We start from the raw sequence: 15,544 nt of genomic DNA on the forward strand, positions 1-15,544 counted from the left end.
AGAGGCTCCGCTTCGTCGAGGAGGAGATGCTCCCGGGGGTACCCCCGATCCGCCTGGGCCAACCGCCGAGGGGGGGTTCACCCGGCTGCGGGTGGGTACGCCCCCCTCATGTCACGTCCCCACACCACCACCGACGCCGGCGTCCCGGTCGAGAGCGACGAGCACTCGCTGACCGTCGGACCCGGCGGACCGATCCTGCTGCAGGACAGCTACCTCATCGAGCAGATGGCGCAGTTCAACCGCGAGCGGATCCCGGAGCGGCAGCCGCACGCCAAGGGCAGCGGCGCCTTCGGCTCGTTCGAGGTCACGAACGACGTCAGCGCGTTCACCAAGGCCGCCCTCTTCCAGCCCGGCGCGAAGACCGACCTCGGCGTGCGGTTCTCCACCGTGGCCGGGGAGCGCGGCAGCCCCGACACGTGGCGCGACCCGCGCGGCTTCGCGGCGAAGTTCTACACACCCGAGGGCAACTACGACATGGTCGGCAACAACACGCCGGTCTTCTTCATCAAGGACCCGATGAAGTTCCAGCACTTCATCCGCTCCCAGAAGCGTCGCGCGGACAACAACCTGCGCGACCACGACATGCAGTGGGACTTCTGGACGCTCTCCCCGGAGTCCGCGCACCAGGTCACCTGGCTGATGGGCGACCGCGGCATCCCGCGCACCTGGCGGCACATGAACGGCTACACCAGCCACACCTACATGTGGATCAACGCGGCCGGTGAGCAGTTCTGGGTGAAGTACCACTTCAAGACCGACCAGGGCGTGGAGTTCTTCACCCAGGACGAGGCCGACCAGATGGCCTCGGCGGACACGGACTACCACACCCGGGACCTCTTCGAGCACATCCGGGACGGCGAGTACCCGTCCTGGACGCTGAAGGTCCAGGTCATGCCCTACGAGGACGCGAAGGACTACCGCTTCAACCCCTTCGACCTGACGAAGGTGTGGCCGCACGCGGACTACCCGCTCATCGACGTGGGCCGGATGACGCTGGACCGCAACCCCACGGACAACCACACCGAGATCGAGCAGCTGGCGTTCCAGCCGAACAACCTGGTCCCCGGCATCGGCCCGTCACCGGACCGGATGCTGCTGGCCCGGCTGTTCTCCTACGCCGACGCGCACCGCTACCGCCTCGGCGGCAACTACCAGCAGATCCCGGTCAACGCGCCGGTCCGCCCCGTGCACTCGTACTCCAAGGACGGGGCGATGCGGATGCAGAAGGTGGCGGACCCGGTCTACGCGCCGAACTCCTACGGCGGCCCGGCCGCGGACACCACGCAGCACGTCCCGACCTGGCAGGCGGACGGCGACATCATGCGGTCCGCCTACGTCGACCACGCCGAGGACGACGACTGGGGCCAGGCGGGCACCCTCGTCCGGGAGGTCTACGACGACGCGGCCCGCGGGCGTCTGGTGGACAACGTCGTCGGGCACCTGCTCAACGGGGTGTCCGAGCCGATCCTGGAGCGGGCGTTCACGTACTGGAAGAACATCGACAAGGGGGTCGGCGACCTGATCGAGCAGGGCGTGCGGGAGAAGGCCACGGAGAAGGACCCGAAGTCCGAGGATCAGGGAAACCCCGCCCGCAGCGCGATGCAGGCGAAGGCCTAGTGCCCCGATAGTGTCGCCCGCATGAGCGAGGACCAGGACCTGACCGACCTGTTCGCCAGGCAGGCCCTGGCCGAGGGTTCCGGCGGCGACGGAAGGCCGGACCTGCGGGAGGTGGCCCGCGCCCATCGGGCGCTGGCCGCCACCCGCGTCCCCGGCGAGCCGCTGGTCCGGGTCGAGGGCCGGGCGGCGGAGATCGTCACCGACGACATGCCCTTCCTGGTGGGGTCGTTGCTGGCCTCGGTCGAGCGGGCGGGCGGCGCCGTGTCCCGGCTGCTGCACCCGATCGTCGTGGTCCGCCGGGACGCGGTCGGCGCGCTGCAGGAGGTGCTCCCGCGGGCCGATCCCGCGAACCCGCCCGCCGGGACGCTGGCCGAGTCCTGGATCCGGCTCGAGGTGGCGGGCGTCACCGACCCGGTGGCGCTGGCGGACGCGCTGCGCGCCACCCTCCACGACGTGCGCGAGGTCGTCGAGGACGGCGACCGCATGGAGCACCGGATCCGCACGCTGGCGGACGAGGTGCTCGCCGAGGAGCTCGTTCCCGCGGGGGTGCGCACCGACCGCGGCTCGGAGCGGCACGAGGTCTCGCAGTTCCTGCGCTGGTTGGCCGAGGGGCACTACACGTTCCTCGGCTACCGGCACTACACGCTGCAGGACGGGGTGCTGGCGCCCGAGCTGGCCTCCGGCCTCGGAGTGCTGCGCGGGGACGCGCTGGGCGGGGACGCGATCGTCCCGGACTCCGCAGGCGACGAGCTGCTCGTGCTCACCCGGGCGAGCGTGCGCAGCCGGGTGCTGCGCGGCGTGCACCCGTACGTCGTCGGCCTGCGGACCTTCGACCACGACGGCAACCCCACCGGGGAGCACCGGTTCCTCGGGATGCTGACCGTCCCGGCGCTGTTCGAGAGCGTGCTGGACATCCCCGTGGTCGCGCGCCGGGTGCGCGAGGCGATCCACCGCGCGGGCTTCCCGCTGGAGTCGTTCTCCGGTCAGCAGATGCTGGAGATCCTCTCCGGGCTGCCGCGCGAGGAGCTGTTCGGGGCGAGCGCGCAGTACCTGCACGACATCGCCGTCGGCGTGCTGGGCCTGGCGGGGCGCCGCGCGGTGCGGGTGTTCCTGCGCCCGGACGCCCACCAGCGCTTCGTGTCCTGCCTGGTCTACCTGCCCCGCGACCGCTACACCACGACCAGCAGGCTGGCCATGGCGGCGGTGCTGCGCGAGCAGCTGCACGGCATCACCGTGGACTACACCGCGCGCGTCACCGAGGCCGTGTACGCGCTGGTGCACTTCACCGTGCAGACCGAGTCGGGCACGCTGCCGGACCTCGCCGCGCTGACCGACGCCCTCACCGAGGCGGCCCGGACCTGGGACGACCGGCTCGTCGACCGGCTCGGCCCCGAGGCCACGACCGTGCCCGGGCTGCTCGCGGGCATCCCGGACTCCTACAAGGCCGGCGTCACGCCGGGGCGGGCCGTCGAGGACCTGCGGCGGATCCTGGCGCTGCCGGAGGGCGGGTTCGACGTCCGGCTCTACCCGTCCGGCGACGACCGTCGCCTCACGCTGTACCTGGACCAGCCCGTCACACTCACCCGGATCCTGCCGATCCTGCAGCACCTCGGGGTCGAGGTCGTCGACGAGCACCCCTCGGAGTTCACCCGGCCGGACGGGCGCCGCTGCTGGCTGTACGACTTCGGCCTGCACATCGACGGCGAGTCCGCGCACGACGACGAGGCGCAGCTCGAGGCGGCCTTCTGCGCCGCCTTCCGGGCCACGTGGGCGGGAGACGCCGAGGCGGACCGGTTCTCCGCCCTCGTCCTGCGGGCGGGGCTGCACTGGCGCGAGGCCGCCGTCCTCCGCGCCTACGCCCGCTACGCCCGCCAGGTCGGCAGCACGTACGGCGTCAACTACATGGCGGACACGCTGCTCACCCAGCCGTCCGTGGCGCGCGGGCTCGTGCGGCTGTTCCGGGCCCGCTTCGACCCCGCCGAGCCGAACCGCGACAAGCTCGCCGACGAGGCGCTGACCGAGGTCACCGCCCTCATCGACGAGGTCGCCGGGCTGGACGCGGACCGCATCCTGCGCGGCTTCCTCGCGATGATCACCGCGACGCTGCGCACCAACTGGTTCCGCGAGCGGTCCTTCGTCTCGTACAAGATCGACCCGGCGGCCGTGCCGGACATGCCCGCACCGCGGCCGCGCTACGAGATCTTCGTGTACTCGCCGCGGGTCGAGGGCGTGCACCTGCGCTTCGGCCCGGTCGCCCGCGGCGGCCTGCGCTGGTCGGACCGCCCGCAGGACTTCCGCACCGAGATCCTCGGGCTGGTCAAGGCGCAGGCGGTGAAGAACGCCGTCATCGTCCCGGTCGGCGCGAAGGGCGGCTTCGTCGTGCGTGCCGCGCGGCCGGACCCGGCCGAGGTCGAGGCCTGCTACCGGATCTTCATCTCCGGCCTGCTGGACGTCACCGACAACCTGGTGGGTGGGGAGACGGTCCCGCCGCCGTCGGTCGTCCGACACGACGGGGACGACTCCTACCTGGTCGTGGCCGCGGACAAGGGCACCGCGAAGTTCTCCGACGTGGCCAACGAGGTCGCCGCGAGCTACGACTTCTGGCTCGGAGACGCGTTCGCCTCCGGCGGCTCGGTCGGCTACGACCACAAGGCCATGGGCATCACGGCCAAGGGGGCGTGGGAGAGCGTCAAGCGGCACTTCGCCGAGCTCGGGTGCGACACCCAGGCCGAGGACTTCACCGTCGTCGGGATCGGGGACATGTCCGGGGACGTGTTCGGCAACGGGATGCTGCTCTCCGAGCACATCCGGCTGGTCGCCGCGTTCGACCACCGGCACGTGTTCGTGGACCCGAACCCCGTTGCGGCGGAGGGGTTCCGCGAGCGCGAGCGGCTGTTCGCGCTGCCCCGCTCCTCGTGGGAGGACTACGACCGGTCGCTGATCTCGGCCGGCGGCGGGGTGTGGCCGCGCACCGCGAAGTCCGTGCCGGTGGGGCCGGAGATGCGGGCGGCGCTCGGGCTGGCGGAGCACGTCGTCAAGCTGAGCCCGCCGGAGCTGATCCACGCGATCCTGCTCGCCCCGGCCGACCTGCTGTGGAACGGCGGCATCGGCACCTACGTCAAGGCCTCGACCGAGGGCCACGCGGCGGCGGGGGACAAGGCCAACGACGCCATCCGCGTCGACGGGCGGCAGCTGCGCGTCAAGGTCGTCGGCGAGGGCGGCAACCTCGGGCTGACCCAGCGCGGGCGCATCGAGTTCGCCCGTGCGGGCGGGCGGATCAACACCGACGCCATCGACAACTCCGCGGGCGTGGACTGCTCGGACCACGAGGTCAACATCAAGATCCTGCTGGACCGGCTCGTGGCGGACGGCGCGCTGGACCGTTCCGCGCGCAACGCGGTGCTCGTCGAGATGACCGACGAGGTGTCCGCGCTCGTGCTCAAGGACAACACCGACCAGAACGCGGTGCTCGGCGCCTCCCGCGCGCACGCGGCGGAGATGGCGAACGTGCACGCCCGGCTCGTCACGGACCTGGAGGCCCGCACGGGGCTGGTCCGGGAGCTGGAGGTGCTGCCCTCCGAGGCCGGCTTCGCCGAGCTGGAGGAGGCGGGGCAGGGGCTGACGGGGCCCGAGCTGGCCACGCTGATCGCGCACGTCAAGCTCGACCTCACCCACCGGCTGCTGGACACCGACCTGCCCGACGCCGCCGCCTTCACCCACCGGCTGCCCGAGTACTTCCCGCACCCGCTGCGCGAGCGGTTCGGGGCGGCGATCCCGAAGCACCCGCTGCGCCGCGAGATCCTCGGCACCAAGCTGGTCAACGAGATGGTCGACGGGGCCGGGATCACCTACGCGTTCCGGCTGGCGGAGGAGACCGCGGCGGGGCCGTCGGACGTGGTGCGAGCCTACGCCGTCGTCACGCAGGTGTACGGGCTGCCCGGGCGGTGGCGGGAGGTCCGGGAGACCGGCATGCCGGTCGCCGTGGCGGACCGGATGATCCTGGAGTCGCGGCGGCTGCTGGACCGGGCCTCGCGCTGGTTCCTCACCACCCGGCCGCAGCCGCTGGCCGTCGGCGCCGAGGTGGCGCGGTTCGGCGAGCAGGTCCGCGCCATGCGGGACCGGCTGCCCGAGCTGCTGGCCGGGCGCGAGGCCGAGGCCGTGCGGGCGCACGCGGCGGCGCTCGTCGCGGAGGGCGTGTCGGAGCGGCTGGCCGCCCGCGCCGCCACCCAGATCCCCGCGTACTCCCTGCTGGACGTCGTCGACCTCGTCGAGCTGTCCGAGCGGGACGGCGAGCCGCGGGAGCCCGACGAGGTCGCGCGCACGTACTTCGCGCTCGGCGACCACCTCGGCGTCGACGTGGCGCAGCACTCGGTGAACGCCCTGCCGCGCGGGGACCGCTGGCACCAGCTGGCCCGGCTCGCCCTGCGAGACGACCTCTACGGCTCGCTGCGCGCGATCACCCTCGACGCGCTGCGGGTCGCCGATCCCGGAACCCCGGTCGAGGAGACGATCGCGCAGTGGGAGCGGGCGAACGCGTCCCGGCTGGTGCGGGCCCGCACGGCGCTGCAGGAGATCGCCGGGGCCGGGCGGCAGCTCGACCTGGCCACGCTCTCGGTCATCTCGCGGCAGCTGCGCAGCCTGGCCCGATGAGTTCCGGCGCTCGCCGCCGTCTGCCCTGACATGACGACCTTCCTGCTGATCCCCGGTGCCGGCGGCGAGCCCTGGTTCTGGCACCGGGTCGAGGCCGAGCTGACCGCGCGCGGACACCGACCGGTGACCGTCGACCTCCCCGGGGACGACGAGTCCCTCGGCTGGGCGGACTACGTCGCCCTGGCGGTGAAGGCGCTGGGGGCCGCGACCGAGCCCGTGGTGGTGGCGCAGTCCATGGGGGCCTACACCGGGGCGCTGGTGGCGGCCGAGATCCCCGTGCGGCACCTCGTCCTGGTCAACCCGATGATCCCGGCGCCGGGCGAGACGGCGGGGGAGTGGTGGGAGGCCGTCGGACAGGAGGAGGCGCGGCGCGAGGCCGGGCTGGAGGGTTTCGACATGGCACGGGACTTCCTGCACGACATCCCCGAGTACCTGCACGCGGAGCTGATGGCGGGCGGGCGGCCGCAGTCGGACAAGTCCTTCGCCGACCCCTACCCGCTGCGTGCCTGGCCCGCGGTACCCACGACGGTGCTCGCGGCGCGGGAGGACCGGCTGTTCCCCCTCGCACTGCAGCGCCGGGTGGCGCGGGGCCGGCTGGGGCTGCCGGTGGTCGAGCTGCCCGGTGGGCACCTCAACGCGCTGTCCTACCCGGCGGAGCTGGTCGACGCGCTGGTGGCGGTCGGCTGACCCGTCCGGGGCGGGTCGCGGGGCCGTCTGACACGCTGTGCGGCGTGGCTCGCTACGTCGCACAGGTCCCACTGCGGTGGACCGACCAGGACATCTACCACCACGTCAACCACGCCCGGGCCATCACGCTGCTCGAGGAGGCGCGGGTGGACCTGGTGTTCACGGCGTCGGGGCTCGGGTCCTTCGCGGAGGGCACGCTGGTCGCGGGCCTGACCGTGGACTACAAGCGCCAGGTGGCCTACCGCCCGGGCACCGTGCGGGTGGAGATGACGGTGCGGGAGCTGCGGGCCGCATCGTTCACCATCGACTACGCCCTGCACGAGGGCCCCGCGGCGGAGGACCCGGTGGCGATCACGGCGTCGACGCGGATGGCGGTCGTCGATCTCACGACGGGCCGCCCCCGGCGACTGAGCGCGGCCGAGCGGGAGTACCTGGCCCGGTGGACCCCGGAGGCTCCGGCTCCCGCGGCCGCATCCTCGGTCGGGTCGTCGGTCGGGTCGTCGGTCGGGTCGGAGGCCGTCTCGTGACGCTCCGGTTCGCCGACCCGTCGGCGCGGGCGGATCTCGGCGCGTTCACGGCACGGTTGGTGCGGTTGGACGCGATGGCGGCGGTCCGGCTGCGAGCGGGCCGAGGCCGCGTGACGGCCTGGGCCCCCACCCCCTTCGAGACCCTCGCGACCCGCTCGGTCGAGGGAACCCTCGATCCCGCGGAGCTCACCGTCCTGGGATCGGTGCTGCTCACCGCGCTGGAGGTGGAGCGCTCCCCGGAGGTCGACCTCGGCGCCGGCGGCGCCCCCTGGCTCACCGACCTCCCCCCGGACGACGGCTGGGTCCGACTCGAGGACATCCCCGCCGCCGAGCTCGAGGCCCTGACCGACCGCGGGCTCACCCTCGCCCGCGAGCACGGCGGTCCGCTCGGCCCACCCGCCTCCCTCCTTGACCAGCCCGTCCTCACGGTCTCGGGGGCGGTCCCCGGCACGGTGACGGTCCCCATGCGCGTGCTGTTCGCGTTGTCGGGCATGGGTTTCCTCGGCGGCGCGGACACCGGCGCGGGCTCCGCGGACACCCCGGTGGTGCGCGTCTCGGCCACCGGCTCCTGGCTCCGCCTGGACGCCCGCTTCGGCGCCGTGGTCCGCAGGCGCGTCATGGCCCTCCCCCTCCTCACCTGACCTTCCCGCTCCGCGAGTCCCACGTTTCCGCCACGCGAGTCGGACGTGGGGGCCCGAGGTGTCAGCGGGAGTACGCCCGACGGAAGGCGGCGGCGCCGGCTCGCGCTCGCCTGCGGGGATCGCGGGGCTCGTCGTCGTCGAACAGGGCTCGGTCGAGGGCCGGGCCGAGGACGAGGAAGGCGAAGTGCTCCGCCGCGGTCTCGGCGTCGTCGATCCGCAGACCGGGGTGTCGGGGCAGGTGCGCCGCGAGGGTGCGCAGGACGAGCCCGGGCGCCCGGTCGTAGTACTCCCGCGCCAGCTCCGGGAACCGCCGCGACTCGCCGATCAGCAGCCGCCGCAGGGGGATCACCCGGTCGCTGAGCACCGATCCGACGAGCCGCTCGGCCACGCCCTCCAGGTCGTCGACGGCGAGGTCGTGGGCCAGCGCCGCCGAGAACCGCTCCGCGATCGCGATGGCCGCGTCGACGACCGCCCGGAACAGCGTCTCCTTGTCGCCGTAGATGTTGTAGACCGTCCGCTTCGACACCCCGGCCTCGGCGGCGATCTCGTCGACGTTCGTCCCGACGTATCCGTGCCGGACGAACCCGGTGTGCGCGGCGGCCAGGATGATCGCGCGGGAGCGTGTCACGCGGGGGTCCTCGCCGGTCGTCGACACCCGCGCAGTTTGACACTGACCAGTGCAGTACTGCACTCTTCCGAACACTTCTACACCGTTGAGTGCATGATTTCGGAGGCGTCCATGGCTCGGGAGGGGTTCGACACCGGGGCCGCGGTCACGCGCTCCCTGCTCGGCTGGGGTGTGGTCGCGGGGCCGTTCTACCTGGTCTTCGGCCTGATCCTGGCGTCGACCCGAACCGGGTTCGATCTCACCCGCCACCCGCTGAGCGCCCTGCTGCTCGGCGACCACGGCCTGCTGCAGGCCCTGAACCTGGTCCTCACCGGGATCATGGTGGGTGCGGCGGCGCTCGGGTTCGTCCGCGCCGTCGCGGGGCGACGCGGCACCGCCGGTGGGGTGTTGCTCGGGGTGTACGCGCTCTGCCTGGTGCTCAGCGCGGTCTTCCCGCCGGATCCGACGAACGGCTTCCCGCCCGGTGCCGCGGCGCAGGCGACGAGCAGCGGGTTGCTGCACCTGGTGTTCGGCGCGATCGGGTTCCTGACCCTGGGTGCGGCGGCGCTCATCCTCGCGGGTGAGCTGCCCGGTGCGGTGTTCTCCCGGGCGGCGGGCGTCGTCGTGATCGTCGGGTTCCTGGGTGGGGCGGCGCTGTCGCCCGGCGGCGCGGGGATCGCGCTGCTCTGGGTGGCGGTGGTCGTCGGTTGGGTCTGGCTCGCCGTCGCCTCGGTGCGGGCCTACCGGATCGTCCCGCACCCGGAGCTGCACCGTCGGGCCTCGGCCTGAGCGACCCATCCCGCTGCACGGTCGGGCACAGGCCCGGCGCGGGCGTCCGACTCGGGGGTCGGGAAGTGGGGGACTCGCGGGGTCCTGGTGTCCGACTCGGGGGTCGGGAGTGGGGGGCTCGCGGGGTGTGGGTGTCGGACTCGGGGTCAGGCCAGCCAGGCGGCGGTGTCGGCGGGGAGCTCGCCGTTCTCCGTGAGGTCGGCGCTGGTCAGCAGGACGTCTCCCGGGGGGAGGGGGACGGGGCGGTCGCCGGTGTTGAGGGCGCAGACCAGGGTCGTGCCCACCCGGCGGAAGGCGAGGCAGTTCTCGGGGGCGCCGAACCACTCGATCTGCGCCCCGCGGAACGCCGGGTGCTCCTTGCGCAGCTCCAGGGCCCGGCGGTACAGGGAGAGCGTCGAGTCCGGGTCCTCCAGCTGCTCCGCCGCGGTCAGCGCGCCGTAGGACTCCGGCATCGGGAGCCACGGCGTGCCGGTGGTGAAGCCGTACCCCGGGCCCTCGCCCTCCCACGGGATCGGGACCCGGCAGCCGTCCCGGCCGCGGTCGGTGCCGCCGGAGAGCCGCCAGGTCGGGTCCTGCAGCGCCGAGTCCGGCAGGTCCACGTCCGGCAGGCCGAGCTCCTCGCCGTTGTAGAGGTACGCCGTGCCGGGCAGGGCGAGCGCGATCAACGCCATGGCGCGGGCGCGCTCCAGCGAGCCGTAGCGGGTGACGGGGTGCGGGACGTCGTGGTTCGCGATCGTCCAGACCGCGGGCGCCGACCCCGCGGCGGCGATGGTCCGGTCGATGGTGTCCCGGATCTCGTCGGCGGCGAAGGGGCAGTTCAGCAGGCCGAAGTGGAAGGCGAGGTGCAGCTCGTCCGGGCGGACGTAGGCGGACCAGCGCGCGTCGTCTCGCACGATGACCTCGCCGACGGCCATCCGGCCCGGGTACCGGTCCAGCACGCCGCGGATGAGCCGGTGCACCTCGTGCACGCCGTCCTGGTCGAACCGCGGGTCCGGGGTGCCGTCCTCGACGACGGTCCAGCCGGGCTGGCGGCGGTCGTCCGGCAGGCCCTCCGGCTTGGCGAGCCCGTGCGCGACGTCGATCCGCACCCCGTCGACGCCCCGGTCGCACCAGAACCGCAGGGTCTTCTCCAGGTCCTCGCGCACCTCGGGATGGGCCCAGTTCAGGTCCGGCTGGCCGGGGGCGAACAGGTGCAGGTAGTACTCGTCCTCCGGCGCCACCCGGGACCAGGCCGGACCGCCGAAGACGCTCTGCCAGTTGTTCGGCTCCGACTGGAAGTGATACCGGGACCGCTCGGGGCTCCCGGGCGCGGCCGAGACCGCCGCGCGGAACCACTCGTGCTGGTCGGAGGTGTGGTTGGGGACCAGGTCGATGATCACCCGGATGCCGTGGCGGCGGGCGTCCGCGAGGAGGCCGTCGAAGTCGTCCAGGCTGCCGAAGAGCGGGTCGATGTCGCGGGGGTCGCTGACGTCGTACCCGTGGTCCACGCCGGGCGAGGGGTAGACGGGGCTGAGCCAGAGCGCGTCCACCCCCAGGAGCTCGAGGTAGCCGAGCCGCGACCGGACGCCTGCGAGGTCGCCGACGCCGTCCCCGTCCGAGTCCGCGAAGCTGCGGACGTAGACCTGGTAGACGACGCCCGTCGCCCACCACTCGCCCCCGACGGTCGCGTCCGCGAGCGGCGTCTCCGCGTCGACGGTCGACTCCGCAAGCTCCGTCTCCCCGTCGCCGCGCACGGGTGTCCACTCTAGGTCAGAACGCGGAATTCACCATGCTCGCCGCCGCATACTCCAGGTACTGCCACAGCTGCGCGCGGTGCGCCTCGTCCAGGTCCGCCTCGTCGACGGCCACGCGCATGCAGCGCAGCCAGGCGTCCCGCTCGATCGGGCCGACCTTGAACGGGTTGTGCCGCATCCGCAGCCGCGGGTGTCCGCGCTGGTCGGAGTAGGTGCGGGGGCCGCCCCAGTACTGCTCGAGGAACATCCGCAACCGGTCCTCGGCGGGGCCGAGGTCCTCCTCGGGGTAGAGCGGGCGCAGGACGTCGTCCTCGGCGACCTGCTCGTAGAAGCGGTGGACGATCTGGTGGAAGACCTTCTCGCCACCCACCTCGGCGTAGAAGTTCTGGGGCTGCGTCACGGCGCCATCCTCCCCGACACCGGGACCGGGCGGGGGAGGTGCTCCTCGTCGAACGCGTCGGTGATGGCGGCGTTGAGCGCCCGCTGGACGCCGAACTGCTTGCCCGGGTTGACCTTCACCGTCACCCGCAGCGTCACGCCGTCCGCCGTGACCTTCTCGATCCCGAGGACCTCCGGGTCCTCCAGGACGTCCGACGAGATGTCCGGCTCCTTCACCCGCTCCGCGGCGACCCGCCCGGCGAGGTCCGCCGCCTGGGTCATGTCGGCCTGGTGGGCCAGCGGCAGGTCGACGACGGCGACGGCGTAGCCCTGCGACTTGTTGCCGACGCGCAGGATCTCGCCGTTGCGGACGTACCAGACGGTGCCCTGGTGGTCTCGGAGCGTGGTGATCCGCAGCCCCACGGCCTCGACGACGCCGTTGGCCTCGCCGACGTCCACGATGTCCCCGACGCCGTACTGGTCCTCCAGCAGCATGAACATGCCGGAGAGGAAGTCCTTCACCAGGTTCTGCGCGCCGAAACCGACGGCGACGCCGACGATCCCGGCACTGGCCAGGATCGGCCCGAGGTTCACGCCGAACTCGGCGAGCACCATGATCGCGGCGACCAGCAGGACGACGGCCGAGGTGATCGACCGCAGCACCGACCCGATCGTGCGGGCCCGCTGCTCGCGGCGGGCGGACATCTGGGCGTTGGGGCGCAGGCGTTTCGGGGCCCGGCCGAGCAGCCGGTGCACCTTCCCGTTCGACGCCCCCTCGACCACGCGGGTGATCGTCCGGTGCAGCAGCTGCCGCACCACCAGGCCGATCGCGACGATCAGCAGGATGCGCAGGCCGCCGCCCATCAGGGCGTCGGCGGAGTCGGCGAGGAAGTCGACGTGGGTCCAGGACCAGAGCCGGGCGCACCAGCTCCCGGCCTCGGCGGCGCAGGCGGGCGCCTCCGGCATGACGACGTTCGCGACACTCATGAGATCTCCAGACCGGTGTGGAAGGCCAGGAAGGACACCGTGTCCACGGACAGCGCGACGGTGCGCGAGATCGACCGGGCGCCGTGGCCGACGTCGGTCTCCCGACGGAGCAGCACCGGGCTCTGCCGGACCGGCGCGGTCGTGGCGTGCTGCAGCGCCGCGCACATCTTGCGGGCGTGCAGCGGGTCGACCCGGGAGTCCGAGTCGAAGACGGTGAACAGCGTGGGCGGGTAGGCGACGCCCTCGCGCACGTGGTGGTACGGGGAGTAGCCGAGCAGCCAGCCCAGCTCCTCGGGGTCGTCCGCCGTGCCGTACTCGTCGTTCCAGGTGCGGCCCAACGAGAACCGCTCGTAGCGGACCATGTCCAGCAGCGGTGCCGAGCAGCCCACGGCGGCGTACAGCTCGGGGCGCTGGGTGAGCGCCGCGCCGACCAGCAGGCCGCCGTTGGAGCCGCCCTGGATCGCGACCCTCGTGGCGGTGTCCTTCAGCAGGGTCTCGGTGGCGGCGTGCAGGTCGTCGAACACGTTCTGCTTGTTCGCCCGGTTGCCCGCGAGGTGCCAGGCCTCGCCCTCCTCGCTGCCGCCGCGCAGCCCCACCAGTGCGTACGCGCCGCCGGAGGCCACCCACGCCAGCGCCGACGACGTGTAGGAGGGCTCGCGGGCGAGCGAGAACCCGCCGTAGCCGGTCACCAGGGTGGGGAAGGGGCCGTCGGAGTCCGGGGTGACGACGAACATCCGGACGACCGTGCCGTCCCTGCTCGAGAACTCGCGCAGCTCGGAGCGGACGGCGGGTAGCTCGACCTGGCCGGGCGCGGTGGCCTCGAGCACCGTCTCCCCGTGCTCGAAGCGGTGCACCTGCGGCGGCGTGACGAGGTCGGTCCACCCGATCCAGACCTTGCCCCGCTGCTCAGGGGTGTCCCGGTCCGCGACCGTCAGGCCGGTGAGGGATCCCCTGCCGGGCAACGGGATCTCGCCGGCAGGCGTGCCGTCCAGGGCGTGCAGGGCCAGCTCGGCGACGGCGTGCCGCGAGCGGGCGAGCACCAGCCGGGGCTCGGCGGTGTCCAGCCAGCGGACGCCCTGCAGCACCGAGCCCGGGTCCTCGGGGACCAGGTCGCGCCACTCGGACCGGCGGGGCGACGCCGGGTCGGCCACGGCCAGCCTCCAGCGCGGGGCGCCGTCGGTCGTGTGGATGTAGAGCCTGCCGTCCCGTTCGACCCAGCAGGTGGCCTGGACGTCGTCCGCCTGGGTGAGGACCGGGACGAGCGCGCCGCCGACGGGGCCGACCCAGACCGAGTCCCGCCGGGCGGTGCCGACGTTCGCGGACACCACGAGCCAAACGCCGTCCCGCGAGACGCGGACGCCGTAGTAGGTGTGGTCCTCATAGAGGCCCGGGGCCTCGACCAGCACGTCCTCGGTCGAGCCGACGCGGTGTCGCCACACCCGGCGGTGGAAGTCCTCCTCGCCCTCCGGCACCTCGCCGTTCGCGACCTTGCGGACGTAGAAGAACTCCTCGCCGCCCGGCAGCCACGCCACCGAGGAGTAGCGGCAGCGGTCGATCGGGCCCTCGACGAGCTCGCCGGTGGCGACGTCGAGCACGTACAGGACCGACTGCTCGTCCCCGCCGGTGGAGACCTGGTAGGCGATCTTCGTGCCCTCCAGGTCCGGCACCCAGGTGTCCAGCGTGGTGAGGCCGGTGGGGTCCAGCGCGATCGGGTCCAGCAGCGGGCGTTCGACGCCCCCCTCGCGGACGTGGACCACGGCGTGCTCCTCGCCGGGCAGCCGACGCGAGAAGAACGCCCGCCCGGCCCGCCACAGCGGCACCGAGATCGAGCCCGCGGACAGGTAGGAGCGCAGCCGCTCCTCCAGCCGCTCCCGGCCGGGCAGGGCGTCCAGGGCGGCGCGGGCCAGCTCGTCCTGCGCGGTGGACCAGGCGACCGTGCGCGGGTCGTCCGGGTCCTCCAGCCAGCGGTACGGATCGGCCACGGCGTGGCCGTGCAGGTCCTCGACGAGGTCCAGGCGCTCGGCGGGAGGGTAGGACGTACTCACGCGACGCGAGGCTACGGGAGCCCGCCCGGGGGGCATCGGACCAGGGTGAGCTCCGCGGCGTCCGGCGTGGTGGGGACCACGCCGCCGAACACCGGCAGGGCGCGCCGGCCCGCGGGTGAGTCGCCGACGCGGAGCCGAGGAGCTCGCCGTCGTCCTCCCGGTGGACCTCGGTGCGTGTCAGGGCGGTGATCGTCGCCGAACCCGCCCCGGGTGTCACCTGGTGTGCACGTGGGGCGGGGGCCCGGCGCCCGCCGGGACGTGGACGTCCGGTCGCGGGACGCCGAAGCCGCTGCTGAGCGGGACGACGCCGGCCCAGACCTCGTCGGTGATGTCCTCGGCGTCGTCCCCGGGCGGGCCGGTCCGGATCTTCACGCTCGCCTCGGCGAGGTCGACGGCGAGCACGACGGTGGCGGCCATCTCCTTCCGCGACGGCACCCGTGCGTAGCCCCAGGACCCGGGGGCGAGGTGCTCGACGATCGCCTCCAGCCCGGCCCGGCGCTCCGCCTCGTCGGTCACCGTGCGGGCGTCGGCGAGCACGACGGCGCTGCGGTAGTTCATCGAGAAGTGGAAGACCGAGCGGGCGTAGACGATGCCGTCGAGGTGGGTGACCGTGACGCAGACCGGACCCTCGCGCAACCAGCGCGCGCCCGTGGAGCCGTGGATGTAGAGGGTGTCGTCGATGCGGCCGTACCCGGTGGGCAGCACGATCGGCGCGTCCTCGCGGACGAACCCGACGTGGCAGACCAGGCCGGTGTCGAGCACGTCGTAGAGCGCGGCGCGGTCGGTGGCGCCGCGTTCCCGGAGGCGGCCGACGGTGGTGCGGGGGGTGGGGGAGAGCGTCACACCTGTCGAGTCTGGGCGCACGGGTGGCATCCTGGAACGG

12 protein-coding genes are annotated in these 15,544 nt (G+C 73.3%); 6 read left to right on the top strand and 6 right to left on the bottom strand.

The window, feature by feature from the left end:
• Nucleotides 1-108 precede the first annotated feature (108 nt).
• From ABD993_RS33490 to ABD993_RS33510, 5 genes are read left to right on the top strand one after another with little or no spacing between them, the layout of a single operon-like run.
• Complete coding sequence (locus ABD993_RS33490) at nt 109-1,617, top strand: catalase (protein ID WP_345427178.1); 1,509 nt, start codon at nt 109-111, stop codon at nt 1,615-1,617.
• 21 nt (nt 1,618-1,638) lie between these two features.
• Nucleotides 1,639-6,267, top strand: coding sequence for an NAD-glutamate dehydrogenase (locus tag ABD993_RS33495; protein WP_345427180.1), 4,629 nt, complete (start codon nt 1,639-1,641; stop codon nt 6,265-6,267).
• Between the two features lie 30 nt (nt 6,268-6,297).
• On the top strand, nt 6,298-6,954 hold the full coding sequence (locus ABD993_RS33500; protein ID WP_345427182.1) for an alpha/beta fold hydrolase: 657 nt from the start codon (nt 6,298-6,300) through the stop codon (nt 6,952-6,954).
• Between the two features lie 44 nt (nt 6,955-6,998).
• Nucleotides 6,999-7,481, top strand: a complete 483-nt coding sequence (locus tag ABD993_RS33505) for an acyl-CoA thioesterase (protein WP_345427184.1) — start codon at nt 6,999-7,001, stop codon at nt 7,479-7,481.
• Complete coding sequence (locus ABD993_RS33510) at nt 7,478-8,122, top strand: DUF8185 domain-containing protein (protein WP_345427186.1); 645 nt, start codon at nt 7,478-7,480, stop codon at nt 8,120-8,122. The genes ABD993_RS33505 and ABD993_RS33510 overlap by 4 nt, the downstream gene beginning before the upstream one ends.
• Nucleotides 8,123-8,183: 61 nt before the next feature.
• Here the strand turns inward: ABD993_RS33510 and ABD993_RS33515 are convergent, their stop codons facing one another.
• On the bottom strand, nt 8,184-8,750 hold the full coding sequence (locus ABD993_RS33515) for a TetR/AcrR family transcriptional regulator (protein ID WP_345427188.1): 567 nt from the start codon (nt 8,748-8,750) through the stop codon (nt 8,184-8,186).
• Nucleotides 8,751-8,843: 93 nt separating this feature from the next.
• On the opposite strand from ABD993_RS33515, the gene ABD993_RS33520 reads away from it, so the two are divergent.
• A complete protein-coding gene (locus ABD993_RS33520) occupies nt 8,844-9,518 on the top strand; it encodes a DUF998 domain-containing protein (RefSeq protein WP_345427190.1) in 675 nt (224 codons plus the stop codon).
• Between the two features lie 146 nt (nt 9,519-9,664).
• On the opposite strand, the gene ABD993_RS33525 is transcribed toward ABD993_RS33520, so the two are convergent.
• From ABD993_RS33525 to ABD993_RS33545, 5 genes are all read right to left on the bottom strand, one after another.
• On the bottom strand, nt 9,665-11,251 hold the full coding sequence (locus ABD993_RS33525; RefSeq protein ID WP_345427192.1) for a glycoside hydrolase family 13 protein: 1,587 nt from the start codon (nt 11,249-11,251) through the stop codon (nt 9,665-9,667).
• Nucleotides 11,252-11,267: 16 nt separating this feature from the next.
• The gene (locus ABD993_RS33530) at nt 11,268-11,651 is read right to left on the bottom strand and encodes a globin (protein WP_345427194.1); all 384 of its coding nucleotides are present in this window, start codon (nt 11,649-11,651) and stop codon (nt 11,268-11,270) included.
• Entirely contained in the window at nt 11,648-12,616 is a 969-nt protein-coding gene (locus ABD993_RS33535) for a mechanosensitive ion channel family protein (RefSeq protein ID WP_345427196.1), read from the bottom strand. The genes ABD993_RS33530 and ABD993_RS33535 overlap by 4 nt, the downstream gene beginning before the upstream one ends.
• Nucleotides 12,613-14,661, bottom strand: coding sequence for a prolyl oligopeptidase family serine peptidase (locus ABD993_RS33540; RefSeq protein WP_345427198.1), 2,049 nt, complete (start codon nt 14,659-14,661; stop codon nt 12,613-12,615). The genes ABD993_RS33535 and ABD993_RS33540 overlap by 4 nt, the downstream gene beginning before the upstream one ends.
• A gap of 213 nt (nt 14,662-14,874) precedes the next feature.
• Nucleotides 14,875-15,534, bottom strand: coding sequence for a pyridoxamine 5'-phosphate oxidase family protein (locus ABD993_RS33545; RefSeq protein ID WP_345427200.1), 660 nt, complete (start codon nt 15,532-15,534; stop codon nt 14,875-14,877).
• Nucleotides 15,535-15,544 lie beyond the last annotated feature (10 nt).

The sequence above is a fragment of the Pseudonocardia xishanensis genome, assembly GCF_039541715.1.
In the GTDB taxonomy this organism is placed as follows: domain Bacteria; phylum Actinomycetota; class Actinomycetes; order Mycobacteriales; family Pseudonocardiaceae; genus Pseudonocardia; species Pseudonocardia xishanensis.

Bases quoted from the DNA above. Each gene is read 5' to 3' on its own strand.
- ABD993_RS33490 (WP_345427178.1), top strand. From the start codon at position 109: ATGTCACGTCCCCACACCACCACCGACGCCGGCGTCCCGGTCGAGAGC.
- ABD993_RS33535 (WP_345427196.1), bottom strand. From the start codon at position 12,616: ATGAGTGTCGCGAACGTCGTCATGCCGGAGGCGCCCGCCTGCGCCGCC.
- ABD993_RS33545 (WP_345427200.1), bottom strand. From the start codon at position 15,534: ATGCCACCCGTGCGCCCAGACTCGACAGGTGTGACGCTCTCCCCCACC.
- ABD993_RS33500 (WP_345427182.1), top strand. From the start codon at position 6,298: ATGACGACCTTCCTGCTGATCCCCGGTGCCGGCGGCGAGCCCTGGTTC.
- ABD993_RS33520 (WP_345427190.1), top strand. From the start codon at position 8,844: ATGATTTCGGAGGCGTCCATGGCTCGGGAGGGGTTCGACACCGGGGCC.
- ABD993_RS33495 (WP_345427180.1), top strand. From the start codon at position 1,639: ATGAGCGAGGACCAGGACCTGACCGACCTGTTCGCCAGGCAGGCCCTG.